General features: G+C 65.2%; 25 protein-coding genes. 8 read left to right on the forward strand and 17 right to left on the reverse strand.

Features of this window, described 5'->3' with window-relative positions:
- Positions 1–7 precede the first annotated feature (7 nt).
- From Q0743_RS02915 to Q0743_RS02930, 4 genes are read right to left on the reverse strand one after another with little or no spacing between them, the layout of a single operon-like run.
- Entirely contained in the window at positions 8–814 is an 807-nt protein-coding gene (locus tag Q0743_RS02915; protein ID WP_298240096.1) for an ABC transporter permease, read from the reverse strand.
- Positions 811–1,686 (reverse strand): ABC transporter permease, encoded by an 876-nt coding sequence (locus Q0743_RS02920; RefSeq protein ID WP_298240097.1) that lies wholly within the window; start codon positions 1,684–1,686, stop codon positions 811–813. Before Q0743_RS02920 ends, Q0743_RS02915 begins: the two co-directional genes overlap by 4 nt.
- Positions 1,683–2,723, reverse strand: a complete 1,041-nt coding sequence (locus Q0743_RS02925; protein ID WP_298240098.1) for an ABC transporter ATP-binding protein — start codon at positions 2,721–2,723, stop codon at positions 1,683–1,685. The genes Q0743_RS02920 and Q0743_RS02925 overlap by 4 nt, the downstream gene beginning before the upstream one ends.
- A gap of 24 nt (positions 2,724–2,747) precedes the next feature.
- Entirely contained in the window at positions 2,748–3,782 is a 1,035-nt protein-coding gene (locus tag Q0743_RS02930) for an ABC transporter substrate-binding protein (RefSeq protein ID WP_298240099.1), read from the reverse strand.
- 267 nt (positions 3,783–4,049) lie between these two features.
- Here Q0743_RS02930 and Q0743_RS02935 point away from each other — a divergent pair, with 267 nt between their 5' ends.
- The gene (locus Q0743_RS02935; RefSeq protein WP_298240100.1) at positions 4,050–4,949 is read left to right on the forward strand and encodes a LysR substrate-binding domain-containing protein; all 900 of its coding nucleotides are present in this window, start codon (positions 4,050–4,052) and stop codon (positions 4,947–4,949) included.
- Positions 4,950–5,026: 77 nt separating this feature from the next.
- A complete protein-coding gene (locus Q0743_RS02940; protein ID WP_298240101.1) occupies positions 5,027–5,740 on the forward strand; it encodes a type 1 glutamine amidotransferase in 714 nt (237 codons plus the stop codon).
- A gap of 73 nt (positions 5,741–5,813) precedes the next feature.
- Here the strand turns inward: Q0743_RS02940 and Q0743_RS02945 are convergent, their stop codons facing one another.
- The 11 genes from Q0743_RS02945 to Q0743_RS02990 all read right to left on the reverse strand — a co-directional run bounded on the left by Q0743_RS02945 (position 5,814) and on the right by Q0743_RS02990 (position 13,824).
- Positions 5,814–6,281 carry a nuclear transport factor 2 family protein gene (locus Q0743_RS02945; RefSeq protein ID WP_298240102.1) on the reverse strand — a complete coding sequence of 156 codons (468 nt, stop codon included), beginning with the start codon at positions 6,279–6,281 and terminating at the stop codon, positions 5,814–5,816.
- 78 nt (positions 6,282–6,359) lie between these two features.
- Positions 6,360–6,809 carry a tol-pal system-associated acyl-CoA thioesterase gene (gene ybgC / locus Q0743_RS02950; protein WP_298240103.1) on the reverse strand — a complete coding sequence of 150 codons (450 nt, stop codon included), beginning with the start codon at positions 6,807–6,809 and terminating at the stop codon, positions 6,360–6,362.
- Positions 6,806–6,961, reverse strand: coding sequence for a hypothetical protein (locus Q0743_RS02955; protein ID WP_298240104.1), 156 nt, complete (start codon positions 6,959–6,961; stop codon positions 6,806–6,808). Before Q0743_RS02955 ends, ybgC begins: the two co-directional genes overlap by 4 nt.
- Positions 6,962–7,011: 50 nt before the next feature.
- Positions 7,012–7,929 (reverse strand): metallophosphoesterase, encoded by a 918-nt coding sequence (locus tag Q0743_RS02960; RefSeq protein ID WP_298240105.1) that lies wholly within the window; start codon positions 7,927–7,929, stop codon positions 7,012–7,014.
- A gap of 106 nt (positions 7,930–8,035) precedes the next feature.
- Complete coding sequence (locus Q0743_RS02965) at positions 8,036–8,905, reverse strand: DUF6869 domain-containing protein (protein ID WP_298240106.1); 870 nt, start codon at positions 8,903–8,905, stop codon at positions 8,036–8,038.
- Between the two features lie 95 nt (positions 8,906–9,000).
- Positions 9,001–10,038, reverse strand: a complete 1,038-nt coding sequence (ruvB, locus tag Q0743_RS02970; RefSeq protein WP_298240118.1) for a Holliday junction branch migration DNA helicase RuvB — start codon at positions 10,036–10,038, stop codon at positions 9,001–9,003.
- Positions 10,039–10,070: 32 nt separating this feature from the next.
- Positions 10,071–10,688: a Holliday junction branch migration protein RuvA gene (gene ruvA / locus Q0743_RS02975; protein ID WP_298240107.1), complete on the reverse strand. Its 618-nt coding sequence runs from the start codon at positions 10,686–10,688 to the stop codon at positions 10,071–10,073.
- A gap of 240 nt (positions 10,689–10,928) precedes the next feature.
- Positions 10,929–11,456, reverse strand: coding sequence for a crossover junction endodeoxyribonuclease RuvC (gene ruvC, locus Q0743_RS02980; protein ID WP_298240108.1), 528 nt, complete (start codon positions 11,454–11,456; stop codon positions 10,929–10,931).
- 107 nt (positions 11,457–11,563) lie between these two features.
- On the reverse strand, positions 11,564–12,547 hold the full coding sequence (locus Q0743_RS02985; protein WP_367184835.1) for a response regulator transcription factor: 984 nt from the start codon (positions 12,545–12,547) through the stop codon (positions 11,564–11,566).
- Positions 12,544–13,062 (reverse strand): DUF4365 domain-containing protein, encoded by a 519-nt coding sequence (locus Q0743_RS34260; protein WP_367184836.1) that lies wholly within the window; start codon positions 13,060–13,062, stop codon positions 12,544–12,546. Before Q0743_RS34260 ends, Q0743_RS02985 begins: the two co-directional genes overlap by 4 nt.
- 15 nt (positions 13,063–13,077) lie before the next feature.
- Positions 13,078–13,824: a YebC/PmpR family DNA-binding transcriptional regulator gene (locus Q0743_RS02990; protein ID WP_298240109.1), complete on the reverse strand. Its 747-nt coding sequence runs from the start codon at positions 13,822–13,824 to the stop codon at positions 13,078–13,080.
- 213 nt (positions 13,825–14,037) lie between these two features.
- Between Q0743_RS02990 and Q0743_RS02995 the strand changes: the two genes are divergently transcribed.
- The 6 genes from Q0743_RS02995 to Q0743_RS03020 all read left to right on the forward strand — a co-directional run bounded on the left by Q0743_RS02995 (position 14,038) and on the right by Q0743_RS03020 (position 23,311).
- Positions 14,038–15,798: a methyl-accepting chemotaxis protein gene (locus tag Q0743_RS02995; protein ID WP_298240110.1), complete on the forward strand. Its 1,761-nt coding sequence runs from the start codon at positions 14,038–14,040 to the stop codon at positions 15,796–15,798.
- 188 nt (positions 15,799–15,986) lie between these two features.
- Complete coding sequence (locus tag Q0743_RS03000; RefSeq protein ID WP_298240111.1) at positions 15,987–17,411, forward strand: methyl-accepting chemotaxis protein; 1,425 nt, start codon at positions 15,987–15,989, stop codon at positions 17,409–17,411.
- 652 nt (positions 17,412–18,063) lie between these two features.
- Positions 18,064–18,528: a (2Fe-2S)-binding protein gene (locus Q0743_RS03005; RefSeq protein ID WP_298240112.1), complete on the forward strand. Its 465-nt coding sequence runs from the start codon at positions 18,064–18,066 to the stop codon at positions 18,526–18,528.
- A gap of 8 nt (positions 18,529–18,536) precedes the next feature.
- Positions 18,537–20,705 (forward strand): molybdopterin cofactor-binding domain-containing protein, encoded by a 2,169-nt coding sequence (locus Q0743_RS03010; protein WP_298240113.1) that lies wholly within the window; start codon positions 18,537–18,539, stop codon positions 20,703–20,705.
- A complete protein-coding gene (locus Q0743_RS03015; protein WP_298240114.1) occupies positions 20,702–22,045 on the forward strand; it encodes a c-type cytochrome in 1,344 nt (447 codons plus the stop codon). The genes Q0743_RS03010 and Q0743_RS03015 overlap by 4 nt, the downstream gene beginning before the upstream one ends.
- Positions 22,046–22,174: 129 nt before the next feature.
- On the forward strand, positions 22,175–23,311 hold the full coding sequence (locus tag Q0743_RS03020; RefSeq protein WP_298240115.1) for a DSD1 family PLP-dependent enzyme: 1,137 nt from the start codon (positions 22,175–22,177) through the stop codon (positions 23,309–23,311).
- A gap of 192 nt (positions 23,312–23,503) precedes the next feature.
- Here the strand turns inward: Q0743_RS03020 and Q0743_RS03025 are convergent, their stop codons facing one another.
- Positions 23,504–24,328 carry a TIGR00282 family metallophosphoesterase gene (locus tag Q0743_RS03025; RefSeq protein ID WP_298240116.1) on the reverse strand — a complete coding sequence of 275 codons (825 nt, stop codon included), beginning with the start codon at positions 24,326–24,328 and terminating at the stop codon, positions 23,504–23,506.
- Complete coding sequence (locus tag Q0743_RS03030) at positions 24,306–24,902, reverse strand: 5-formyltetrahydrofolate cyclo-ligase (protein WP_298240117.1); 597 nt, start codon at positions 24,900–24,902, stop codon at positions 24,306–24,308. Before Q0743_RS03030 ends, Q0743_RS03025 begins: the two co-directional genes overlap by 23 nt.
- Positions 24,903–24,997: the final 95 nt, after the last annotated feature.

Consider the following 24,997-nt stretch of genomic DNA (forward strand, 5'->3'; position numbering starts at 1 on the left):
GATTCTCCTATCGTCCTGTGTCGCCCTTGCCGGCGAGCACGCGGTCGAGCCCGTAGAAACGGTCGAGCAGAATGAGGGCGGTCATGGTCACGGCGATCACGCAGGCCGAGACCGACGTCACCAGCGGATCGATGTTGTCCTGGATATAAAGGAACATGCGCACCGGCAACGTCTCGGTGCCGGGGGCCGCGAGGAAGACGGTCATGGTGAGATCGTCGAAGGACTGGATGAAGGCGAGCGCCCAGCCGCTGATGACGCCGGGCAGGATCAGCGGCAGCGTCACGCGGCGAAACAGCGTCCAGCCGCCGGCGCCGAGCGAGACGGCGGCCATCTCCACCGTGCGGTCCATGCCGGTCGTCGCCGCCAGCGTCAGCCGCAGCGCGAACGGAAACACGATGATGACATGCGCGATGATCAGCGCGGCGAAGCTGCCGCCGATGCCAACTGAGGTGAAGAAGCGCAGGAAGGCGATGCCGAGCACGACATGCGGGATCATCAGCGGCGACAGGAACAGCGCCGCCAGCGCATCGCGGCCGCGGAAGCGATAGCGTGCGATCGCCAGCGCCGCGGGCACCGCGAACAGCAGCGCCACGAAGGACGAGAGCGCGCCGAGGCCGAGGCTGACCCAGAAGGCGTGGATGAATTCGGGGTAGTTCGCAATGGTCCTGAACCAGCGCAGCGAAAATCCGTTGGTCGGCAGCGACAGGAAGCCTTCGGGCGTGAAGGCGACGAGGCAGACCACCAGGATCGGCGCCACCATGACGATGACGAAGATGATGTGGAAGATCAGCGCGAGCGGGCCGTTCCGGCTCATCGGAACACCTCCGCATAGCGGCGCTCGATCAGCGCATTGCTGCCGACGACGATCAGCACCAGCGCGATCAGCAGCAGCGTGGCGACCGCGGCGCCGAGCGGCCAGTTCAGGGTATTGAGGAATTCGTCATACGCCAGCGTCGCGGCGACCTTGAGCCGGCGGCCGCCGATGATCGCGGGTGTCGCGAAGGCGCTGGCCGAGAGCGAGAACACGATGATGGCGCCTGACAGCACGCCGGGCATGATCTGCGGCATGATGATGCGGCGGATGATGGTGACGGGGCCGGCGCCGAGCGACATCGCGGCATTCTCGATCTGCGGATCGAGCCGCTGCAGCGCCGCCCACACCGACAGCACCATGAAGGGCATCATCACATGCGCGAGCGCGACCACCATGCCGGTTTCGGTGAACATGAAGGGAATGGGCGAGCGCATCACCCCGAGCGACATCAGGAGCTTGTTGACGAGCCCGTTGTTGCCGCCGAACAGCAGCGCCCAGCCGAGCGTGCGCGCCACCACGGAGATCAAGAGCGGGCCGAGGATGACCAGCAGGAAGAAGCTCTTCCAGCGGCCGCTCATGCGGTTGAGAATGTAGGCCTCGGGTGCGCCGAGCAGAGCCGTGAGCAGCGTGGTCAGGATCGCAATGCGAAAGGTCCGCCAGAACATCTCGGCATAATAGGGATCGGTCGCGATCTCGTGCCAGTTCTTGAGGATGAAGACCGGCTCGATGCCCTTGTACTGGCCCCAATCGTGGAACGACAGCATTACCGTCATCGCCAGCGGAATCAGCAGCACGCCGACGAACAGCATCAAGGCGGGTGCTGTCAGCGCCCATGGCGCGCGCGCACTGCGCTCCTCGGCGGCCATGCTCATGCGCCGGCCCTCGCGCGCACGCTCATGTCCTCCGGACGCCAGGTGAGGTGAACCGCCTCGCCTTCGGCCGGCTGAGGCTGGCCGTCATTCTGGCGGATCACGATGGCGGGGCCGCACTCGCTGTCGCACTGGAACAGCCAGTGATTGCCCTGGAAGATGCGCGTGACGATCTTTGCGCCGAGACCGGCATCGCCGAAGCCGATGCGCTCGGGGCGAATGCTGACAATGACGGGGCCGCTCACGCCCGCCGGCGCCGGCGCGCGCCAGGAGCCCGCCACCAGTTGCGTCGGCGCGACGGTCCGGTCGATCGTTCCGGCAAAATCATTGGTCTTGCCCAGAAATTGCGAGACGAAGGCGGAGGCCGGCTTCTCATAAGTCTCCTGCGGCGTGCCGATCTGCTCGATCTTGCCCTGGCTCATCACCACGATGCGGTCGGACAGCGACATCGCCTCGTTCTGGTCGTGGGTGACGAGGATCGTGGTGGTGCCGATGGTACGCTGGATCTGGCGCAGCTCGATCTGCATCTCCTCGCGCAGCTTGGCGTCGAGGTTCGACAGCGGCTCGTCGAGCAGCAGCACGCTCGGCTTGATCACCAGCGCCCGCGCCAGCGCCACGCGCTGCTGCTGGCCGCCGGACATGCGGCGGGGGTGGCGGTCCTCGAAACCGGCGAGGCCGACCATCGTAAGCGCGGCACGGACGCGTTCGGCCCGCTCGTTGCGCGGCACACTGCGCATCTCGAGGCCAAAGGCGACGTTCTCCGCCGCCGTCATGTGCGGAAACAGCGCATAGCTCTGGAACACGATGCCGAGGCCGCGCTTGGCCGGATGGATCGCGGTGAGGTCCTTGCCCTCGAGGCGGATCGCGCCGCGCGAGGGATCGAGGAAGCCCGCGATCATCTGCAAGGTCGTGGTCTTGCCGCAGCCGGACGGGCCGAGGAAGGAGATGAACTCCCCTTTCCCCACGGACAGGCTGAAGTCGTCGACCACAGTCTGCGCGCCGAACTGTTTTGCGACCCGGTCGAGCTCGAGATAGGCCATACGCTGTCTCCGCGAACGATCAGATCAGCGCTCGACCTCACGATTCCAGCGCTTGGTCCACTCCTCGCGCTTCTCGTTGATGACGGTCCAGTCCGGATTGTAGAGCTTGGCCGCGCGCTCGCCGATCGGGGCCATCTTGCCGAGCTCCGGCGGGATCACCAGCGATTTCAGCACCGGGCCGTATCCATAGTCCTTCAGCATGACGAGCTGGATCTTGGGATCGAGCAGCATCTTGACGAAGCTCACCGCCAGCGGCGAGGCGTTCGGCTTGTTGATCGGACACGCCGTCGTCAGCAGCGTCGCGGCGCCTTCCTTGGGATAGACGAAGTCGACGGGGAAGCCGGTATTGGCAAAGCTCTGCACGCGGCCGGTGCCCCACACCGCGAGCACGGCCTGACCGGACTGGAACAGCTCGGTCATCTTGCCCGGCGACGGCTCATAGGCGAGCACGTTCGGATTGATCTGTTCCTTGAAGATCTTGAAGCCGGAATCGACGTTGGTCTCGCCGCCGCCGTTCATCTTCGACAGCATCACCAGCGCTTCGAGCCCATAGGTGTTGTTGATCGGCGGGATCACGAGCTGCTTGGCGTATTTCGTGTCCTTGAGATCGTTCCACGAGGTCGGCGGCGCCCAGCCTTTCTCCTTGAACACCTTGGTGTTGTACATCAGGCCGGTCGCGACGATGCCGATGGCGACGGCGCGATCGTCCTTGAAGCGCGCGGCGGCGTAGAGATCGGCGGGCAGGCCGTCGAGCTTGCCGCAGAAGCCGAGCTGGATCGCCTGGTACATCGGGCCGTCATCGACGATGGCGACGTCGATCTGCTGGTTGCCCTTCTGCGCCTGCAGCTTGGCCAGCGTGTCGGTGGAGTTGCCGGCGACGTATTCGACCTTGACGCCGTTCTCCTTCTCGAAGGCCGGGATCACCTCGTCGCGGATGGTCTTCTCGAACGAGCCGCCATAGCCGGCAATGTAGAGTGTCTTTTGCTGGGCCGAGACGACCGACGGGGCGGCAATGAGCGCTGCGATGCTGACCGCGGTCAGAAGGCGAAAAGTTGTCATGTGGACCGATCTCCATACCGGAATGAGGTGACGTGCCGTCCGGCTGGGGCGCCTTCCGCATTTCCTTCCGCGCCAGTCCCCACTCCGACCAGGACTCCGGCCCCTGGTCAGCGGGTTCTGACGCGATTTGGAGGCTTGAACCCCTCCAATCTGCCGAAAAAGCGGGCTGGCTCCAGCCCTGATGAAAAAGATCGCAGACCTATACTTCCATCGTCCAATGAATAATGGCACCCTCTGCATGCCAAAATGTTATGATTGGACTACGAGATGGCGCGGATCAATTCGCGGCAGGTGGAGGCCTTTCGCGCGATGATGCTGACCGGCAGCGTCACGGAGGCGGCGAAGCTGATGGTGGTGACGCAGCCGGCGGTGAGCCGGTTGCTGCGTGACCTCCAGGCCCTGCTGAAAATGGAGCTGTTCGAGCGGCGCGGCACCGGCCTGGTGCCGACTGCGGCGGCGATGGCGCTCTATACCGAGGTCGAGCGCTCCTTCGTCGGCCTCGAACGCATCACGGCCGCGGCCGAGGAAATCCGGGGCCGCCGCACCGGCTCGCTGCGCATTGCGGCATTGCCGGCGCTGGCGAACGGCTATCTGCCGCGTCTCGCCGGACACTTCCTGCAGGAGCGGCCGAACCTCAACCTCGCCTTCTTCGGCGTGATCTCGCCGATCGTGGTCGACTGGGTGCTGAACAATCAATGCGACATCGGCTTTGCCGAGGTGCCGATCGCCCATTCCGGCCTGCCGAGCCTGCGACTGCCGGCGCCCGCCCGCGTCGCGGTGCTGCCAACCGGCCATCGCCTCACGGAAAAGGAGGTGCTGGAGCCGCGCGACTTCGAGGGCGAGACGTTCATCTCGCTGTCGGCGGGATCATCGAGCCGGCATCTCGTCGACCAGGTCTTCAATCGTCACGAGGTCCGCCGCGTGCTGCGCGTCGAGACCACGCTGTCGGAGATCATGTGCGGCATGGTCTCCTCGGGGCTTGGCGTTGCGATCTGCGATCCCTTTACCGCGCGGGAATTCGCCACCCGCGGCGTGGTCGCGCGCCGTTTCCTGCCGCGCATCGACTTCGAATTCTCCGCCGTCTTCCCGGCACAGCGCAGTCCGTCGCCGGTGGCGCTCGATCTCGTGGAAACCATGCGCAAGGCGCTCGACAGCTTCGAGGATTAGACAGAGAGCCCGTCTGAAGGCGGTTGACGCGGCGGCCATGGGCGCAGTGTTATGGATATGAAAACGAAGCAGGGCATATGGCACGCATCACCATCATCGAGACCGGGCTCGTCCCTTCAGAATATCGCGAGCGCCACGGCTCGTTTCCCGACATGTTCGTGCGCATGGTGCACGCCGAGGATCCGGCGGCCACGGTCGAAATCGTCAGCATCCCCAACGGCGATCCCCTGCCCGATCCGGGCAAGCTCGAGGCGGTGCTGATCACCGGCGCGGCGGCCGGCGTCTATGACGGGCTCGACTGGATCGCGCCGCTGGAGGATTTCGTCCGCACCGCCTACGCCAACAAGACGCCGATGGTCGGCGTCTGCTTCGGCCATCAGCTGATCGCGCAGGCGCTCGGCGGCACGGTGCGCAAGTCGGAGAAGGGCTGGGGCATCGGCCGGCACGTCTATCGGGTGCTGCCCGAGAACGGCGTCGTCGAGGGCGAGGCGGTCGCCATCGCCGCCTCGCATCAGGACCAGGTGATCGAGCCGCCGAACGACGCGCTGACCATCCTGTCGTCCGACTTCACCCCGCATGCCGGCCTGCTCTACGCCAACGGCGCGACGCTGACCGTGCAGCCTCACCCGGAATTCGACGTCGGTTTCGCGCAAGTGTGCTGCGAACTGCGTGATGGCAAGGCGCCGGATGACGTCGTTGCCACAGCAAGGGCATCGCTGGCGCAGCCGATGGATAACGCGAAGCTCGGTGGAGCGATTACGCGGTTTCTGGCGAGGCGCACGGCGGCTTAGGCGACGAATCCGCGGCTGCTCTTACCTTCGCCCCTTGCGGGAGAAGTAAGAACAGTGCCGCTTGCGATGAATTTCAAAACGGATCGCGCCCCAACCCCGGCACATCTGCCGGCCGCGGCCCCGGCGCCGCCCAGTGAAACCGGCGATCCTTTTCCGCGATCATGATGTCGTTGATCGAGGCCTCGCGCCGCTTCATCAGGCCGTGCTCGTCGAACTCCCACTGCTCGTTGCCGTAGGAGCGGTACCACTGGCCTTTTCCGTCGTGCCATTCGTATTGGAAGCGCACCGCGATGCGGTTCTCGTCGAAGGCCCAGAGGTCCTTGATCAGGCGGTAGTCGTGCTCCTTCTCCCATTTGCGGGTGAGGAAGGCGACGATGGCCTCGCGGCCCTGGAACACCTCGGAGCGATTGCGCCAGCGGCTGTCCTCGGTATAGGCGAGCGAGACGCGCACCGGATCGCGCGAGTTCCAGGCGTCCTCGGCCATGCGCGCCTTCTGCGCGGCGGTTTCACGGGTGAAGGGTGGAAGCGGCGGGCGCGACATGATGGCCTCATCGGTTGGAGTGGGCGGCAATCTATCGCCGCACGCCACGGAGTCGAGAGGCCGTCCCCTATCGGGCGATCACGAAATCAGATCGGCCTTCATCAGCGTGCGGATCGATTTCGGGATCGGCTGCGCGCGGCCGCCGCTGATGAAAGCGACGCGGACCTCGGCTTTCACCAGCACGTCGTCGCCGCGCCGCACCTCCTGCGCCAGCATGATCGAGGCGCCCTTCACCGCGACCGGCCAGGTCACGACGTCGAGCACGTCGTCCATCCGCGCGGGCTTGAGGAAATCCAGATGCATCGAGCGCACCACGAAGGCAAAGCCCGTGCCTTCCGTTTCGGCCTGATCGAACAGTGCCTGCTGCTCGGCGCCCATCAGCCTGAGATGATTGGTGCGGCCGCGCTCCATGTAGCGCAGATAATTGGCGTGATAGACGATGCCGGAGAAATCCGTGTCCTCGTAATAGACGCGAACCTGCATGTGGTGGCGGCCGTCGCGGATCTCGCCGTCGAGATGGGCAGTCATTTCGGCTTATCGATTTTCTGTTTGCGAGCTTCCTCGAGAAACTCTTTCAAGTTCCAGGACACAACGCGGCCCGCAGCCACGTCCGCCATTCCTTCATCAATGGCGGATCTCAGCGCGCACAGCTTCTCGACATTTTCGACACGTGGCTCCATCAAGCAATGCTAGCAGTTCCAACCGCTGCTGCACAGTCCGCGGCAGTGCACTACACCATCACCGGTGCCCGCCCCAGCGTCACCTCGACGATCTCAGGCGGCACGCCGACGCGGACCGGCATGATGCTGCAACCGAGGCCGCCGGAGACGATGAGATCGCATTTCAGGCGGAAGTGGCCATAAGCGAGCCGCATGCCGTTCTTGGGCGACACGGCCGGCGACCAGCCGAGCAGGCGGACCTGGCCGCCATGGGTATGGCCGGACAGTTGCAGCGCGACGCGCGCGGGCACCAGCGGCGCGATGTTGGGCTCGTGCGCGAGCAGGATGACCGGCGCATCGTCGGTGACCTTCGCCAGCGTGCCCGAGAGATCGTCCGCGCCCAGCCGGTGCGCGCGGCCATAGCGCTTCGAGGGATAATAGGCCAGCTGATCGCCGAGCCCGGCGAGCCAGAACGGACGGCCGTCCTTGGTCAGGCGCACGACGTCGTTTTCGTAGACGGGAATGCCGGCCCCCTCCAGCGCCCGATGCGCGATGGTCGGCCCGTGCCCGGCCCGCTGCACGGTCAGGTCGTCCCAATAATCGTGATTGCCCATGACGGCATGGACGCCGAGCGGCGCCTTGAGGCCGGCCAGCACCCTCGCCCATTCGCGCGACGGGATCAGCCGCGTGACGTGGTGAAGCCCGGCGACATAGTCGCCGAGCAGCACGATGACATCAGGCTTCAGCGCATTGGTGCGGTCGACGATGCCCTCGATCCGCTCCAGCGACATCCAGGGATCGCAGGCATGGATGTCGGCGATGGCGGCGATCTTCAGCGGGAAATCCTTCGGCCATTGCCGCGGCGTCGGATGATAGCGGGTGACGCGAAGCCGCAGCACCGGCTCGACGCCGACGCCATAGGCGGCGGTCGAGATGCCGAGGGCGGACAGACCGCCAATGGAACGGATGAAGTGACGGCGCGTGATCATGGAAACCCGCTTCAGCTACATGATCTCGATGAGATCGGATTGGAGCGGAATTGGGGTACGATCGTGCAGATGGCCAGCATCTGCGTGCAGACGGTCTGCATAGGGATTACCAACGGCTCTCGCCGACCAGCGCATCGAGCCGTGCCTTCAGCTCGTCGGACGCGCGGTAGTACCAGACGCCGCCGAGCAGATCACGAAAACGTTCGTTGCTCCGCGCCTCGCGCTCGATGCGATCGATCGTGGCGGTACTGATCACGTCTTCGAGGGGACCTGCGGCCAGGAGCGACAGCAGCACCGGGTTGGCTTCGATCTTCAGGATCTCAAGGACGAGATCAATCAATTTGTCGGGATCGTCCTCGCACAGCTCGTGCTCGAAATCCATCAGCGCGAACAGATTGTCGTCCTGGTCGCGCTCGGATCTGGAATACTGCTCGACCCAGGCCCGCGCCAGCGCGGCCACCGACATGCCGGCGCAATCGAGCGGCTCGCGCGGCGTGCGCTGCGCCTGATGGTCGGCCTGCCAGGCCTTGCTGTCGGCAAGTCCTGCAATGCGCGACATCGAGGGATCGTCGGGCGCGACATGCACGCCGCCGAGCAGCCAGCGCAGCCGGTCATTGTGTTCGGCCTCACGCTCGATACGCGCGATCAAATCAGGGTCGTGCGCATGGAGCAGCACCGGCAGGAATTTGTCGTCGAGCTGCATCACCGTCGGCTTGTCGGCCTCGGTCCTGAGCACCTCCAGCACGAGATCAAGCGCGGCTTGCGGCCTGCGATGCGGCAGATGATCGAAATAGAGCTTGAGAGCCCAGACGCTGCTGACCTGGTCGCGGCGGCTGACGCGCTGAAGCGCACACCACATCGACGCCAGCTCATCGAGGGCCAGGGAGTCGAGGAACGCCTCGGTCTCGTCGGGCGTGCGCAGCTGCGGCGCGGCCGCGATCACCTCGAGCAATCCAGCGTCTCCCGTCGGCTCCATTCTTCCCACTCCAATCCATCGGCATGAACGGCGAAGTTCGCCGCGCGTTCGGATTAGTGACGGGATTGGACTTGAGGGTTCACCGGCTGCGGCCGTCAATCGTCCTCGGCCTGGTCGGTGCCGAACAGGCCGAACTGTGCGGCCGCATCACGCGAGGGTTCGGCGAGGCCGAGATGGCGGAACGCGTGCGAGGTCAGCAGGCGGCCGCGCGGGGTGCGCTGGAGATACCCGCACTGGATCAGATAGGGCTCGATGATGTCCTCGATCGCATCGCGCGGCTCGGACAGTGCGGCAGCCATCGTCTCGACGCCCACCGGGCCGCCGCCATAGTTCGTCGCGATGGTCGTGAGATAGCGGCGATCCATGGCGTCGAGGCCCGCGGCGTCGACCTCGAGCGCGCTCAGCGCGTGGTCGGCAATCTTGCGGTCGATCGTGTCGGCATTGGCTGCTGAAGCGAAATCGCGCACGCGGCGCAGCAGACGGCCGGCGATGCGCGGCGTGCCGCGGGCGCGGCGCGCGATCTCGTTGGCACCGTCGGCGCTCATGCCGACATTGAGCACGCGCGCGCCGCGGCTGACGATGCTCTCCAGCTCCTCGATCGTGTAGAAGTTCAGCCGGACCGGAATGCCGAAGCGGTCGCGCAGGGGATTCGTAAGGAGACCTGCGCGCGTGGTGGCGCCGACGAGGGTGAATTTCGACAGCTCGATCTTCACCGAGCGCGCTGCCGGGCCCTCGCCGATGATGAGGTCGAGCTGGAAATCCTCCATCGCGGGATAGAGCACTTCTTCGACCGCCGGGCTCAGGCGATGGATCTCGTCGATGAAGAGCACATCGCGCTCTTCGAGATTGGTGAGGAGCGCTGCGAGATCGCCGGCCTTGGCGATGACGGGACCCGAGGTGGCGCGAAAGCCGACGCCGAGCTCTTTCGCCACGATCTGCGCCAGCGTGGTCTTGCCGAGGCCGGGGGGACCGACGAACAGCACGTGATCCAACGCCTCGCCGCGCTTGCGCGCCGCCTCGATGAAGATCGAGAGATTCTTGCGCGCCTGCGCCTGGCCGACGAAATCGGACAGCGATTGCGGGCGCAAGGCGGTGTCGCCGACATCGTCGCTGCGGCGCTCGGGCGAAACCATGCGGTTGGCCTTCGGATCTGCCTTGGGGTCGCTCACTTCGCGAGCTCCTTCAGGCCGAGCCGGATGAGCTGCGCGGTTTCGGCACCCTCACCGGCGCTGCGCGAGGCCGATGCGATGGCGGCCGCCGCCTGCGGCTGGCCGTAGCCGAGATTGACCAGCGCCGAGATCGCATCCGCCACGGGGCGCGGCGCACGCTGGTCGTCGACGGCGCCGGCCAGATGCACCACGGCGGGATCGACATTGGCGAAGGCCGGGGCCTTGTCCTTCAATTCCGTCACGATGCGTTCGGCCACCTTCGGGCCGACGCCCGGCGTGCGCGACACCGCCGCCTTGTCGCGCAGCGCGATCGCATTGGCGAGGTCGGACGGCGCCAGCGTACCGAGCACGGCGAGCGCGACCTTGGCGCCGACGCCTTGCACGGTCTGCAGCAGACGAAACCATTCGCGCTCCTGGTCGGTGCGGAAGCCGAACAGCTTGATCTGATCCTCGCGGACATAGGTCTCGATCGAGAGCACGGCGGCCTCGCCGGGCTTGGGCAGATGCTGCAGCGTACGCGTCGAGCAGTGCACCTGATAGCCGACGCCGCCGACGTCGAGGATGACAAAATCCTCGCCGTAGGAATCGATCAGGCCCTTGAGCTTGCCGATCATCTCTGCGCACCCACTGCTTGAAGGCCGCCCGGCATGGCCTCTCCATTCCCTCCCCCCTTGTGGGGGAGGGGTAGGGAGGGGGGTGCCACACGGGGATTGTCTCGAAGGTGGACGGATTGCGCGCCAGACTCTTCAACGACGGCGGCACCGTCCCTGCGGCTACCCCTCTCCCCGCCCCTCCCCCACAAGGGGGGAGGGAGCACACCGTCCATGCGGCTCATCTGTGCCTCACAACGCGCATTAGAGGCTCGCCACCTTCAGCCTGAGCGCGGTGCTCTGGCGGTGATGGGCGTGGGTGATGGCGATGGCGAGCGCGTCGGCGGCGTCGGCCGACGGCGGATCGGCCTTCGGCAGAAGAATCTTCAGCATCATCGCGATCTGGGCCTTCTCGGCGTGGCCGGCGCCGACGACGGTCTTCTTGACCTGGTTGGGCGCGTATTCTGCGACCGGGATGCCAAACATTGCGGGCGCCAGCATGGCGACGCCGCGGGCCTGGCCGAGCTTCAACGTCGCAACGCCGTCTTTGTTGACGAAGGTCTGCTCGACCGCGGCCTCCATCGGCTGATGGTTCGAGAGCACGGAAGCGAGCCCTTCGTGGATCGCGAGCAGCCGGCCGGCCAGCGGCAGGTCGTTCGGCGGTTCCACCGAGCCGCAGGCCACATAGATCAGACGGTTGCCCTCAGCCTCGATCACGCCCCAGCCGGTGCGGCGCAGGCCGGGGTCGATGCCGATGATGCGGACGGGGCCACGAATCGGAAGTGCGGTCATGGGCCAGTGATAGCGCCATAGCAGCGTGAACGAAACATAAACAACGACCCATCCCCCGAAGGCTTTTCGCAAATCGGTGCGAAGGATCCGCAACCACGAACGGGATTTTAAGAGCGGTGCAAATCGCGCTTTGGCCGAGGCGACAACAATTTCCGTTGGCTAACTAAGTCGAACCGCTCCACGATCGCCACTAGTTCTGCCAGCGACTGCACCTTCATCTTCTCCATCAAGTGATGACGATGAACCCTGACAGTGCGCTCGCTTGTCCCTAGTTCTTGCGCAATCTGCTTGCTCAGTTTGCCGCGGACGACCAATTCAAGAACTTTCCGCTCGCGCGGGGTGAGCGTGATAGCAAGCGCCAGCATCTCCTCAGCTGTCTGCCGCTTGTCGGATACATTCGCGCGCCGCGCCAACGCACGCTCTATGGCGTCGAACAATTGCCTTTGCTCGATCGGCTTGACGAGAAAATCTTCTGCGCCCGCCTTGATGGCACGAATGCTGGTCGGCACATCAGCAACCTCAGCAAGGCACACGATCGGGAGCCTAGAACCTAGTTCGTTGAGAGAATGCTCGATGTCCAGTCCGCTCAAGCCGGGGATCCGAACGTCAAGCAGAATGCAACTGCGATCACTCTCATCCGGCAGGCGATCGAGCCGATCGCGCAACTGATGAGCCCACGGATAAGTCGCGACTTCGTAGCCCGCGCGTCTGAGTTCCTGCTCGATCGTGGCGCGGAAGGAATCGTCGTCGGCGACGACATAGACACGGCCACCCTGATCGTGAATATCTTCCTGGGCATGTTGGCGGGCAACCCGTCCTATGCTCTCTGCAACTTGCTCTTCCGAACACCCCTCGACTTGCGCCACCGTCCGCAGGGCGTCGGCAACGCGTCGTACTCCATCGGCAAATGCCGGCTCGACCGGCAGAATGAACTGCACCAGATCGTCAGTCCCAATTATCTGTTTGGAAAATATTTCGACGCCGTCAACGCGAGATGGACGTGAGGACCATCCCGTCGCGTGCAAATAAGCCTCCAACTCATGCACGGAGATGCGCTCAGCCGCCCGTAAACTGGCTGTCGCATCAATCATTCTTCAAACCTTTCTTTCGACGCTTGCAGCATCAGCTCAATCGCGCCTGGAGTGAGGCGATTCTCAAGAGGTACACTAATCCGAACGGTCCCAGAATTTGACGTTGTAGAGCCTGTTTCCCTCCACCAGAAGGCAGACGCTTTCAAGATAAGCTCGCGCGGCTGAAGCGCAAACCACGATTCAGGCTCATTCTCGAAACAAATCAGAAACAAGCAGCATGGCACCGCCTGCCTGTGCCGCCCCACAATGAGATCATAGTTCCTGGCCTGCAAGTCGTAATGGACCCGATCGCCACGAATTGACGCGGTTGTAGTCCCTTTCAGTTGAAACTCTACGGGAAACCCAGACGGGACGAACCGCGTCCGGTGCGCAGTCCGCACCTGCACTATTCGATTGAGCGTCCCGTCTACTCCGTAGTCCCTGCCTACAGCAATCACGGCACCGGCTGCGGCTGCTATGGTTTGCACGTAGGCCGTAGCTAGCTCATCGAGCAAATGCTCGCGCGGTAGCGGCAAAATCCCCTCCCCAGCCTACCCGCCCATCTTCGCGATCAGCGCGTCCGACACCTCGAAATTGGCGTAGACCTGCTGGACGTCGTCATGGTCGTTGAGGTGGTCCATCAGCTTGAGCAGCTTCTCGCCGGTCTCGTCGTCGACCGCGACCGTGTTCTGCGGCTTCCAGATCAGCGCGGCCTTGCGCGGCTCGCCGAACTTGGCCTCCAGCGCCTTGGCGACGTCGCGATAGCTTTCGGTCGAGGCGTAGATTTCGTGGCCACCTTCGCCGGAGACGACGTCGTCGGCGCCGGCCTCGATCGCGGCATCCAGCACGGCATCGTCATCGGCGACGCTGCGGTCATATTCGATGATTCCCGTGCGGTCGAACATGAACGAGACCGAACCGGTTTCGCCGAGATTGCCGCCCGATTTGGTGAAGAAGGAGCGGATGTCGGAGGCGGCGCGGTTGCGGTTGTCGGTCAGCGCCTCGACGATGACGGCGACGCCGCCGGGGCCATAGCCCTCGTAGCGGATCTCGTCATAGTTCTCGCCCTCATTGCCGAGCGCCTTCTTGACGGCGCGCTCGATATTGTCCTTCGGCATGTTCTCCTGACGCGCCGCGATGATGGCCGCACGCAGGCGCGGGTTCATGGCGGGATCGGGCGTGCCGAGCTTGGCGGCGACGGTGATTTCCCGCGCCAGCTTGCCGAACAGCTTCGACTTCTGGGCATCCTGCCGCCCCTTGCGGTGCATGATGTTCTTGAATTGGGAATGTCCGGCCATGCGTGGTCTCTCGAAATGGTCGCCGATGGGGGTGGGAAGCGCGGCCTTATAGGCCGCCGCCCCACCGGAATCAAAGGGCTGTGGTGGCCTCAAGGTAGCACTGTAGAGGTCGCAGCCGTAATGGTCCGTGCCTAGAGATCGGGCATTGTTAACCCTGATTTCATTCCGGACTGCGAAAATAGCGCCCGACCGTTCCCCGACAAGAGAGAGCTGATGGCGTTCGGACTATTTCGGAAGCGTCTGCCGGACATGGCCGTGGATTTGGCTGCGCCTGCGACCGCCCCGGCGGCTCCGCAGCCGGCGGCCCATGCCGAGCCCGCTGCCGTGGCCGAAACTGATTCGGCCCGGGAGATCCTGGAGCTGCTGGAACTCGAGCTGGGTGCCATGATCCGCCAGCTCGAGCGCGCCGCCAATTCCGTGGCCGGCGGCGCCGAGGCGACCGCGGCGACCCTTGCCGCCATCCGCGACCGCACCGATGCCCTGACGGGCCGGACCAATGCGGCGCAATCGACGGCCTCGACCTTCGCCCATGCCGCCGACAAGTTCACCCAGTCCGCCCAAGGCATCGGGACGCAGGTTCGCGAGGCCGGCAAGCTCGCCGACGAGGCCAGCGCCGCGGCGCAGGAAGCCCGCGCCAATGTCGACCGCCTGCGCGAATCCTCAGCCGCGATCGGCAACGTCGTCAATCTGATCGCGCAGATCGCGCGGCAGACGACGCTGCTCGCGCTCAACTCGACCATCGAGGCCGCACGTGCGGGTGCCGCAGGCAAGGGCTTTGCGGTCGTCGCCACCGAGGTCAAGGCCCTCGCGGTGCAGACCCAGAGCGCGACCGAAGAGATCACCAAGAAGATCGATGCGCTGCAGCGCGACGCCGCAGGCTCGGCGGATGCCGTGCACCGCATTTCGCAGGCGATCGAGGCGATCCGCCCGGTGTTCGAGACCGTCAACGGCGCGGTCGCCGAGCAGAATGCCACCACGAGCGAAGTCTCGGGCAACGCCGCCAGCGCCTCGGAGTTCATCGTCTCGGTCGGCGAGAGCGCGGCCGAGATCGATGCGGCGACCAAGGCCGCCGAGACCCACGGCGAGAGTGTCGCCAGTGCCGGCAAGGCCGTCACCACCTTTGCCCAGAAGCTGAAATCGCGCTGCGCCGTGCTGCTCCGCCAGAGCGAGCATGACGACCGCCGCAAGACCGAACGGCTGCCGTGCCATCTCAAGTTCGAGAGCGCGCGCGGCGCGATGCCGGTCTATGAAATCTCGATGGACGGTGTGCTGATCGGCGGCGCGGACGCGGGCCGGCTCGCACCGCAAGCCATGATCGAGGGCACGCTGGAAGACGTCGGCGCCTGTCGCCTGCGCGTGATCGAGCAATCCAAGGCCGGCGCCCGCGCGCAATTCGTCGCCCCCAATGCCGAGCTCCGCGAAAAGATCGAGGACAAGCTCTGGTCGATCCACGAAGAGAACACCGAGTTCGTCACCCGCGCCATGGAGGCAGGCAACGCGCTGACCGGGATCTTCGAGCAGGCGATTGCCCGCGGCGAGGTCAAGATCGACGACCTCTTCGACACCGACTATGCCGAAATCGCAGGAACCAATCCGCAGCAATACCGCACGAAATATCTCGACTGGGCCGACCGCGCCCTGCCGCCGTTTCAGGAAGCCTTTCTGGCCAAGGACCGGCGCATGGCGTTCTGCGCCATGGTCGACCGCAACGGCTTCCTGCCGGTGCACAACAAGATCTATTCGCACCCGCAACGGCCGGGCGACGTCGCCTGGAACACGGCCAACAGCCGCAACAGGCGGATCTTCAACGATCCGGCGGGGCTCGCCGCCGCGCGCAACCTGCGATCGTACCTGGTCCAGAGCTATGCGCGCGACATGGGGAATGGAAATACGGTGATGATGCGCGAGATCGACGTTCCGATCCGCGTGCAGGGCCGGCACTGGGGTGGATTCCGCACGGCTTACAAGCTCTAGAGTACATCTCAAAAAGGGTGCCGCATTTTTTCAAGCGGCCTCCGCTCGAAATAGAGAAATAAGGCGCAAATTTCGCCCGAGTGCACGCTCAGGCAAGACGCCGGCCGCGAATCATCCTTTTAAGCTGAATTGGAATGGGAATGCCGCCGTGAGCCGGGTTGCGGCTCTGACTGGAGGACTCATCGAACATGTCCGTCGTACAACTTGCAGTCATGGACACCGGCTCCAATCGCACGCTGGCCGAGCGGCTGATCGACCAGCTTGCCGACCGCATCGGCGGCCTTGGTGTGGAACTCGCCGATATCGCCGGCAACGTTCAGGAAGTCGCCAGCCGCGTCGCAAACCAGTCGGAACGGTTCCACCATCTGCAGAAGACAGCCGAGACGATGGTCTCGGCCAACCACGACATCGCCAACGCCTCCCAGGCCGTGCAGACCACGACGTCGGCCGCGGTCGGCGAGATCGCGCAGTCGCGCAGCGCCGTCGACACCGCCGTCAGCCACATCTCCGAGCTCGTCGCAGCGGTGGAGCGGATCGAGGCGCGCCTCAGCGCGGTCGGCTCGGCGCTGGCGCAGGTGGCGAAGGTCTCGGGCTCGATCGAGGCGATCGCCAAGCAGACCAATCTGCTCGCGCTCAACGCCACCATCGAGGCCGCCCGCGCCGGCAATGCCGGCCGCGGCTTTGCCGTGGTCGCAAGCGAAGTGAAGAACCTCGCGGAAGCCACGCGCCAGGCCACGCACCAGATCTCGGACACCGTGCGCGATCTCGACGGCCAGATCGAAGGCCTGATCGGCGAGAGCAGCGACGCCTCGCAGCGTGCCAAGACCGCCGGCGAAGGCGCGCAAGCGATCTCCGGCATCATCTCGCGCGTCCAGCAGGGCTTCGCCTCCGTGGAAGCGGAGATCGACAGCGTCACGCGCGCGGCGACCTCCAATCTCGGACATTGCGACACCGTCATCAGCGAGCTCAACGAGCTCGCCAAGGGCGTCGATCTCTCCTCGCGCGACCTCAAGAACGCCGACGAGCGGGTGGCGAAGCTGCTCGACACGTCCGAGGGCCTGATCGCGCTGATCGCCGACAGCGGCGTGGAGACGTCGGACACGCCGCTGATCCGGATCGTGGTCGACACCGCGAAGCGGATCTCAATCGAATTCGAAGCCGCGCTCGATCGTGGCGACATCACGCTCGACCAGCTGCTCGACGAGACCTACCGCGAAATTCCCGGCACCGACCCGAAGCAATATCTCACCAATTACGTCGAGTTCACCGATCGCGTGCTGCCGGCGATCCAGGACCCGATCCAGAAATCGGATCCGCGCATCGTCTACTGCGTCGCCTGGGCGCGGAGCGGCTATCTGCCGACCCACAACCCGAACTACCGCCTGCCGCAGGGCAAGGACCCGGTCTGGAACAACGCCAATTGCCGCAACCGCCGCCTGTTCAACGACCGCACGGTGAAGAAGGTCGCTGCCAACACCAAGCCGTTCCTGCTCCAGACCTATCGCCGCGACATGGGCGGCGGGCAGTTCGTCCTGATGAAGGACCTGTCCTCGCCGATCATGATCCGCGGCAAGCACTGGGGCGCCTTCCGGATGGGTTTCCGGCAGGGCTGACGGGCACCCGCGGCGCGTCCTGACTCAAAAAATCGAAAAACAACCCCATGCACAGTAGCCGGGGCATGCGGAATCAACGGCTTACGCCGACAGTTTGCGCCCCTCTTTGACTCGTCGGGCAAAACACGCGCATAATGCGATTATTCCGAACTCGTTATGCGACTCTCCCCTTCTCCCCGTGTGGGAGAAGGTGGCGCGAAGCGCCGGATGAGGGGTTCGTCTCCGCACACTCGACTGCGCGGGCAATGTGCGCGGAGAGATACCCCTCACCGCAACGCGCCCGGGTCGACTGACGTCGCCGCCCTCTTCCACAAGGGGAGAGGGGCACAACAACTGTCAGCGCGCTCGCCACCCGACTTTCCAAACCGCACGATTTTCGTCATCGCACGATTTTCCGCATTCGCACGATCGTCTGCGGCGATCGACGACTCTCGCGACGAAAATGCGTCGAAACATGACGATTATCATATCATTTAGCCCATAATCGCTGCAGCGATCGCCGCACAAATTCGTGAACGTCATGGTCTGACGCTTCAGCTGCGCAAATATGCATTGCTGCGAATTTGGAAGCTTCATCGTTTCGCGTCGCTATGATTATGGTCGCGCGCAAATCGGCGAGCGCCGCAAGCGTTCGTCGAGCAAGGGGATGCACATGGCAACAACTCTCACCATCAACGGCGAAACGAAATCGTTCGACGCGCCACCGGACATGCCGCTGCTGTGGGTGCTGCGCGACATTCTCGGCATGACCGGCACCAAGTTCGGCTGCGGCATCGCCCAGTGCGGCGCCTGCACGGTGCATGTCGACGGCAAGGCGGTGCGCTCCTGCGTGCTGCCGGTCAGCGCCGTCTCGAACCGCACTGTGACCACCATCGAGCATGTCGGCAGCACGCCCGCGGGCGCCAAGGTCCAGAAGGCCTGGCTTGAGGCCGAGGTGATCCAATGCGGCTATTGCCAGTCCGGCCAGATCATGGCGGCCGCCGCGCTGCTAGCCGCAACGCCCCATCCCGACGATTCCGACATCGACGCTGCGATGGCCGGCAACATCTGCCGCTGCGGCACCTATGTGCGCATCCGCGAGGCCATCAAGCAGGCCGCCAACGGCCGGCAGTCGTGAGGTCCGCCATGAATGAACTCGATAGGTTCTCTCGCCGTTCGCTGCTGACCGGCGGCCTCGCCGCCGGCTTCCTGCTCGCCTTCCATCTGCCGCTGCGCGCCGCCGTCAACGAGCCGGTGCAGCCGCGCGACACGACCGACGGCAGGTTCGCGCCGAACGCCTTCATTCGCATCGACGAGACCGGCCGTACCGTGCTGATGATGCCGCAGGTCGAGATGGGCCAGGGCACCTACACCTCGATCTCCGCGGTGCTCGCCGAAGAGCTCGACGCCGACTGGAGCAAGGTCGAAGTGCAGCACGCGCCGCCGAACGACAAGCTCTACGGCAACCCGACCTTCGGCCTGCAGGTCACCGGCAATTCCAACTCGATCCGCGCCTGGTGGACGCCGCTGCGCAAGGCCGGCGCCACCGCGCGCGCCATGCTGGTGCAGGCGGCTGCCGCGGAATGGGGCGTCGAGTCCGCCAACTGCACGGCGTCGAAGGGCGAAGTCGCGCATGCCGCCAGCGGCCGCAAGCTCGCCTACGGCGCGCTGGCGCTCGCGGCCCAAGGCCAGACCCCGCCGAAGGATGTTGCATTGAAGGACCCCAAGGACTTCGTCATCATCGGCCAGCCGCTGAAGCGGCTCGACACGCCCGACAAGGTCAACGGCAAGGCGGTCTACGGCATCGACGCCATCCTGCCCGGCATGAAGTTCGCCACCGTCGCCGCCTGCCCGGTGTTCGGCGGCAAGGTCGGCAAGGTCGACGACAGCGCCGCAGTGAAACTCCCCGGCGTGCGCAAGGTCGTCGTGCTCGACGACATGGTTGCCGTGATCGGCGATCACATGTGGGCGGCGAAGAAGGGCCTCGAAGCGCTCAAGATCGCGTGGAACGAGGGCCCGAACGCCGGGATCACAACCAGGGACATCTGGGACGATCTGCGCAAGGCCAGCCAGAAGGACGGCGCGGTCGCAAAGTCCGACGGCGACATCGCCAAGGCGCTCGCGAGCGGCGACAGGTTCGAGGCCGCCTACGAGTTGCCGTTCCTGGCGCACGCCTCGATGGAGCCGATCAACGCCACGGTGCACGTCAAGCCCGACTCCTGCGAAATCTGGACGGGCACGCAGATCATGACGCGCGTGCAGTCGGAGGCGGCGAAGGCCGCGGGCCTGCCAATCGACAAGGTGATCGTCAACAATCACCTGCTCGGCGGCGGCTTCGGCCGCAAGCTCGAGCCCGACATGGTGGTGGCGGCGGTGAAGATCGCCAAACAGGTCGACTACCCCGTGAAGGTGGTGTGGACACGTGAGGAGGACATCCAGCACGACGTCTACCGTCCGGTCTATCGCGACCAGATCACGGCGTCGCTGGTCGACGGCAAGGTCTCGGGGTGGAAGTACAAGGTCGCCGGCTCAGCCGTGCTGGCACGCTGGCTGCCGCCGGCGTTCCAGAAGGGCATCGACATCGACGCAGTCGACGCTGCGGTGGATGCGCCCTACGACTTCGCCAACTTCCACGTCGAATATGTCCGCGCCGAGCCGCTGTCGGTGCCGACAGGCTTCTGGCGCGGCGTCGGCCCAAACAACAACGTATTCGCGGTCGAATGCGCGATGGACGAGCTCGCGCGCAAAGCCGGCAAGGACCCGATCGAATTCCGGAAGTCCATGCTGACCAAGAACCCGCGCATGCTCGCGGTGCTCAACCAGGTCGCGGAGAAGTCCGGCTGGGGGCAACCATTGCCGCCGCGCGTCGGGCGCGGCGTCTGCGTACAACCGTCCTTCGCGAGCTTCATTGCAACGGTGGTGGAAGCCGAGATCGACGACATCGGCGAGATCACGCTCCGCCGCGTCACTTCGGTGGTGGACACCGGCATCGCGGTCAATCCTGACACGGTGAAGGCGCAAATCGAGGGCGGTCTCATCTTCGGCCTCACCGCTGCGCTCTACGGCGAGATCACCATCGAGAAGGGCCGCGTGCAGCAGTCGAACTTCCACGACTACCGCATGATGCGCATCAACGAGACGCCGAAGATCGAGGTGATCGTCGTCAAGAGCGGCGAAGCGCCCGGTGGCATCGGCGAAGCCGGCGTCAATGCCGGGCCGCCGGCACTGCGCAACGCCATTCTCGCAGCGACCGGCGTGACGCTGCGGCGCCTGCCAATTGACCGGAAACTGCTGGCCGTGGGGAAGAAGGCATGAGCGGCAAGATGCGTATCTTCACTGGCATCGTCGTCATCGCCATCGTGGCGATCGGGATCGGCGTCTTCGTCATCCGCGGGCCCGGCCCGCTCGATTTTGCCGGCGGCACCAAGGTGGCGCTGGTGGACTACCGCGCCGGCAAGCCGACCGGCGTGCCTGCCAAGCTGGAGAAAGCTGGCCTGGTCGAACGTGGCGAATATCTCGCCAAGGCCGCCGACTGCATGGTCTGCCACACCAAGCCGGGCGAGAAGGACTATTCCGGTGGCCTCGCGTTCAAGCTGCCGTTCGGCACGCTCTATTCGACCAACATCACGCCGGACAAGGACACCGGCATCGGCAATTACAGCGACCGGGATTTTTTGAACGCGGTCCAGCACGGCAAGCGCCGCGACGGCGCGCGCCTCTATCCGGCCATGCCGTACACGTCCTACACGTTCATGACCGGCGAGGATGTTCTGGCGGTGAAGGCGTATCTGTTCAGCCTTCCGGCGGTGCGCGCCAAAGCGCCCGACAATACGCTGTCGTTCCCGTTCAACCAGCGCTGGGCGATGATCGTCTGGTCGGCCGTGTTCAATCCGGACACGCGCTTTGCGCCCGATACCTCGAAGAGCCCCGAGTGGAACAGAGGCGCGTATCTTGCCGAAGCGCTGGCGCATTGCGGCGAGTGCCACACGCCGCGCAATCTCGGCTTTGCGCTGGACAATCGCAGGAAGTTTGCTGGTGCCATTACGGCCGGCTGGCGTGCCTTCAACATTTCCTCCGACAAGGCGACGGGTCTCGGCAGTTGGAGCGATCAGGATCTGATCTCCTATCTGTCGGTCGGCCACGCCCCTGGCCACGGCTCTGCGTCGGGCCCGATGGGCGAAGCCGTCGATCATAGCTTCAGCCAGTTCGCGCCAGAGGACATCCGCTCGATCGTTGCTTACTTGCGCAGCGTGCCTGCCGTGCCATCGCCCGACCTGCCGGCTACCACGGCCCCTGTCGCGCCCGCCTCACACAGGGACGGCGTCACGGCCGACGCCCGCGGCAAGATGCTGTTCGCCGGCGCTTGCGCCTCCTGCCACGGCTGGAGCGGCGAGAGCCCGGTCTCGCCGATGGCGACCCTCACCGGCACCTGGGCCGTCAACGATCCCGCGGCGACCAACGTCGCGCAGATCGTGATCTCGGGCACCAAGCGGCATACACCGGAGGGTGCGCTGTCGATGCCGGCGTTCGGCAATGCGTACACCGACGACGAGATCGCGGCGGTGGCGAACTACGTGACGGCGCGGTTCGGGACGAAAGGCTCGAAGCTGACGGCGAAGGATGTGGCGGAGTTGAGGGGGCAGACGGCGGATTGATACTCAGGGGGATGCTGCGGGAGAACGATGCTCCCGTCGCGCCCTGCGCTGGTGCGGCGGCCGATGCTGCCGTAAAAAGGCCGCCGCACATTCGGGGCGCGGACCCGAACACAATCGGCCTGGTTTTCGATGTCGCTTCCACCCGCCCAAATCGGCGCGCCGCTGTCCGAGATCGACACGCCGGCGCTGATCATCGACCTCGACGCCTTCGAGCGCAATCTCGACACCATGGCGGCAGCGGTCGGCAAGCTCGGCGTCCGGTTGCGTCCGCACGCGAAGACCCACAAGTCGCCGATCATCGCAGCCAAGCAGATCGCGCGCGGCGCGGTCGGCCTATGCTGCCAGAAGGTCGCCGAGGCCGAGATCCTGGTGGCGGGCGGCGTGAGCGACGTCCTCGTCAGCAACGAGGTGGTGGGCCTGCGGAAGCTGGAGCGGTTAGCTTCCCTGGCACGCCACGCACGCATCAGCGTTTGCGTCGATGATTCCACCGTGGTCGAGCAGCTGGCGCTCGCCGCGGAACGGGCCGGGTCGCAGATCGAGGTGCTGGTCGAAATCGACGTCGGCGCCGGTCGCTGCGGCGTCAGACCGGGCCCGACGGCGGCTGGCCTGGCGCGGCAGGTGGCGGGTTCGCGCCACCTCGCGTTCGGCGGCTTGCAGGCCTATCACGGCTCCGCCCAGCATCTGCGCACGCCGGAGGAGCGGCGCGCCGCCATCACCAGCGCCGCGAACGCGACCAGCGAGACACTGCGCGCCCTCGAGGACGCGGGCTTGCAATGCCGGACGATCGGCGGTGCGGGCACCGGAACGTTCGAGCTCGAAGGCGCGAGCGGCATCTGGAACGAACTGCAGGCCGGCTCCTATATTTTCATGGACGCCGACTACGCCAAGAACGTCGCCGACGGGACGCGCAACGCCAGGGCGTTCGAGCACGCGCTGTTCGTGATCGCGACCGTGATGAGCACCGGCTCCGGCGAACGCGCCGTCATCGACGCCGGCCACAAGGCGCTGTCGAACGACAGCGGATTTCCGGCCGTGCTGGGCCGCCCCGATTTGCGCTATCACAGGCCCTCCGACGAGCATGGCCTGCTCGACTTCGACAGCGCGTCCTCACGGCTGGCGATCGGCGACAAGGTGACGCTGATCCCCGGCCATTGCGACCCCACCGTCAATCTCTACGACTGGTACGTCGGCGTCCGCGGCTTCAATACGCCCAATGCCCGCGTGGAGGCACTTTGGCCGATCGCGGCGCGCGGTGCGGTCACCTGAGATGGATGCGTGATTGCGCGTCGATCTCCGCCGTCGTCCCGGACGAGCGAAGCGCAGATCCGGGATCCATAACCACAGGATTGGGTTTGGCGAAAAGTCGTCGTTCGGTACTGCGACCATCCGCAATCGACGAATCACGCGGTATGGGTCCCTGCGTTCGCAGGGACGACACCAAAGGTGAAGCTTCGCCGTTCAGCTCAACCAGAATTTCGGCGTCGCGGGCTCCAGCCGTCCACCGACACGCACCGGTGCGATCTTGAGCGCGAGGCCCGTCGCGTCGTCCGTCTCGACGGCGACGCCGCTCAGCGTCGCCACGCCTGCGGCGGGCTCGAACCGTCCTGACGGAATCCCCGAGGTGAACCGGCGCAGCGGCTCCTCCTTTTGCATGCCGATGATGGAGTCGTAATCGCCGGTCATGCCGGCGTCGGTCATATAGGCGGTGCCGCCGTTGAGGATCTGGTGATCGGCGGTCGGCACATGGGTGTGGGTGCCGACGACGAGGCTGGCGCGGCCGTCGCAGAAGAAGCCGATGCCCTGCTTCTCGCTGCTCGCCTCGCAATGAAAATCGACGACGATGGCGTCGGCGGCAACGCCGAGTGGGCAGGCCCCTAGCTCGCGCTCCAGCGCGGCGAAGGGATCGTCGAACGGGGTCATGAAGACGCGCCCCAAAGCGTTGACGACGAGCGCATGCTTGCCGTTCTTGGTTTCGACCAGCGCGGCACCGCGGCCGGGCGTGCCGCGCGGATAATTCGCCGGACGCACCAGACGGTCGGCGCGCTCGATGAACACCAGCGCCTCGCGCTGGTCCCATGAATGATTGCCGAGCGTCACCGCATCGGCGCCGGCGTCGAGAAACTCCTGGTAGATCGCTTCCGTGATACCGAAGCCGCCGGCGGAATTCTCGCCGTTGACGACGACGAGATCGAGCGACCAGTCCTTGACCATGCCGGGCAGATATTCGGCGATGGCGTTGCGCCCCGCCCGGCCGACGACATCACCCACGAAGAGAATGCGCAACTTCAGAACTCCGGAAATCGAACACATCGGATTCCGTTAGCACATAATCCAGCGCGACGTCGTGCGATAGTGCCGGAACCGCCTTGATCTCCTGCGCTGCAAAAGCGAGCCCGATGCCGACGATGTTCTTGGCTTTCCGCAAATGTGCGAAAGTGACATCGTAATGCCCGGCGCCATAGCCGATGCGATGGCCGAGGCGGTCGAACGCGGCGAGCGGCGTCAGCATGATGTCGGGAATGACTTCGGCCGCTGCCGGCGACGGCTCGGGAATGCCGAGCGGGCCGAGCATCAGGCGGTCGTTCGGATGGAAGAGGCGGAAGATCAGCGACTGGCCGCGCGCGGTGACGCAAGGCAGCGCCAGCTTCGCGCCCTCCTCCGCGAGCTTCCTCATCAGCGGCATCGGATCGATCTCGCTGCGGATCGGCGCGTAGCCGGAGACGATGCTGCCCGGCAGCAGCTTGAACGGCAGCCCGCGCTTGGCGAGCTTGGCGGCGGCGGCGCTGCGCTTCTTCTCGCTGAGCCCATCGCGCGCCGCGAGGGCTTTGGCACGGAGTTCGGATTTGGTGTTAGGCATGTGCGGATTTCCCCCGAAGGCAGAGCCTTGCCCCGCCGTCATCGTCCGCCTTGTGCGCCCTTGCGCACTGGGGCGGACGATCCAGTATTCCAGAG

This window comes from uncultured Bradyrhizobium sp., assembly GCF_936943645.1.
In the GTDB taxonomy this organism is placed as follows: Bacteria; Pseudomonadota; Alphaproteobacteria; order Rhizobiales; family Xanthobacteraceae; genus Bradyrhizobium.

Coding starts and splice junctions, on each gene's coding strand:
- Q0743_RS02915 (WP_298240096.1), bottom strand. CDS start 814: ATGAGCCGGAACGGCCCGCTCGCGCTGATCTTCCACATCATCTTCGTC.
- Q0743_RS02920 (WP_298240097.1), bottom strand. CDS start 1,686: ATGAGCATGGCCGCCGAGGAGCGCAGTGCGCGCGCGCCATGGGCGCTG.
- Q0743_RS02925 (WP_298240098.1), bottom strand. CDS start 2,723: ATGGCCTATCTCGAGCTCGACCGGGTCGCAAAACAGTTCGGCGCGCAG.
- Q0743_RS02930 (WP_298240099.1), bottom strand. CDS start 3,782: ATGACAACTTTTCGCCTTCTGACCGCGGTCAGCATCGCAGCGCTCATT.
- Q0743_RS02935 (WP_298240100.1), top strand. CDS start 4,050: ATGGCGCGGATCAATTCGCGGCAGGTGGAGGCCTTTCGCGCGATGATG.
- Q0743_RS02940 (WP_298240101.1), top strand. CDS start 5,027: ATGGCACGCATCACCATCATCGAGACCGGGCTCGTCCCTTCAGAATAT.
- Q0743_RS02945 (WP_298240102.1), bottom strand. CDS start 6,281: ATGTCGCGCCCGCCGCTTCCACCCTTCACCCGTGAAACCGCCGCGCAG.
- ybgC (WP_298240103.1), bottom strand. CDS start 6,809: ATGACTGCCCATCTCGACGGCGAGATCCGCGACGGCCGCCACCACATG.
- Q0743_RS02955 (WP_298240104.1), bottom strand. CDS start 6,961: ATGGAGCCACGTGTCGAAAATGTCGAGAAGCTGTGCGCGCTGAGATCC.
- Q0743_RS02960 (WP_298240105.1), bottom strand. CDS start 7,929: ATGATCACGCGCCGTCACTTCATCCGTTCCATTGGCGGTCTGTCCGCC.
- Q0743_RS02965 (WP_298240106.1), bottom strand. CDS start 8,905: ATGGAGCCGACGGGAGACGCTGGATTGCTCGAGGTGATCGCGGCCGCG.
- ruvB (WP_298240118.1), bottom strand. CDS start 10,038: ATGGTTTCGCCCGAGCGCCGCAGCGACGATGTCGGCGACACCGCCTTG.
- ruvA (WP_298240107.1), bottom strand. CDS start 10,688: ATGATCGGCAAGCTCAAGGGCCTGATCGATTCCTACGGCGAGGATTTT.
- ruvC (WP_298240108.1), bottom strand. CDS start 11,456: ATGACCGCACTTCCGATTCGTGGCCCCGTCCGCATCATCGGCATCGAC.
- Q0743_RS02985 (WP_367184835.1), bottom strand. CDS start 12,547: ATGATTGATGCGACAGCCAGTTTACGGGCGGCTGAGCGCATCTCCGTG.
- Q0743_RS02990 (WP_298240109.1), bottom strand. CDS start 13,824: ATGGCCGGACATTCCCAATTCAAGAACATCATGCACCGCAAGGGGCGG.
- Q0743_RS02995 (WP_298240110.1), top strand. CDS start 14,038: ATGGCGTTCGGACTATTTCGGAAGCGTCTGCCGGACATGGCCGTGGAT.
- Q0743_RS03000 (WP_298240111.1), top strand. CDS start 15,987: ATGTCCGTCGTACAACTTGCAGTCATGGACACCGGCTCCAATCGCACG.
- Q0743_RS03005 (WP_298240112.1), top strand. CDS start 18,064: ATGGCAACAACTCTCACCATCAACGGCGAAACGAAATCGTTCGACGCG.
- Q0743_RS03010 (WP_298240113.1), top strand. CDS start 18,537: ATGAATGAACTCGATAGGTTCTCTCGCCGTTCGCTGCTGACCGGCGGC.
- Q0743_RS03015 (WP_298240114.1), top strand. CDS start 20,702: ATGAGCGGCAAGATGCGTATCTTCACTGGCATCGTCGTCATCGCCATC.
- Q0743_RS03020 (WP_298240115.1), top strand. CDS start 22,175: ATGTCGCTTCCACCCGCCCAAATCGGCGCGCCGCTGTCCGAGATCGAC.
- Q0743_RS03030 (WP_298240117.1), bottom strand. CDS start 24,902: ATGCCTAACACCAAATCCGAACTCCGTGCCAAAGCCCTCGCGGCGCGC.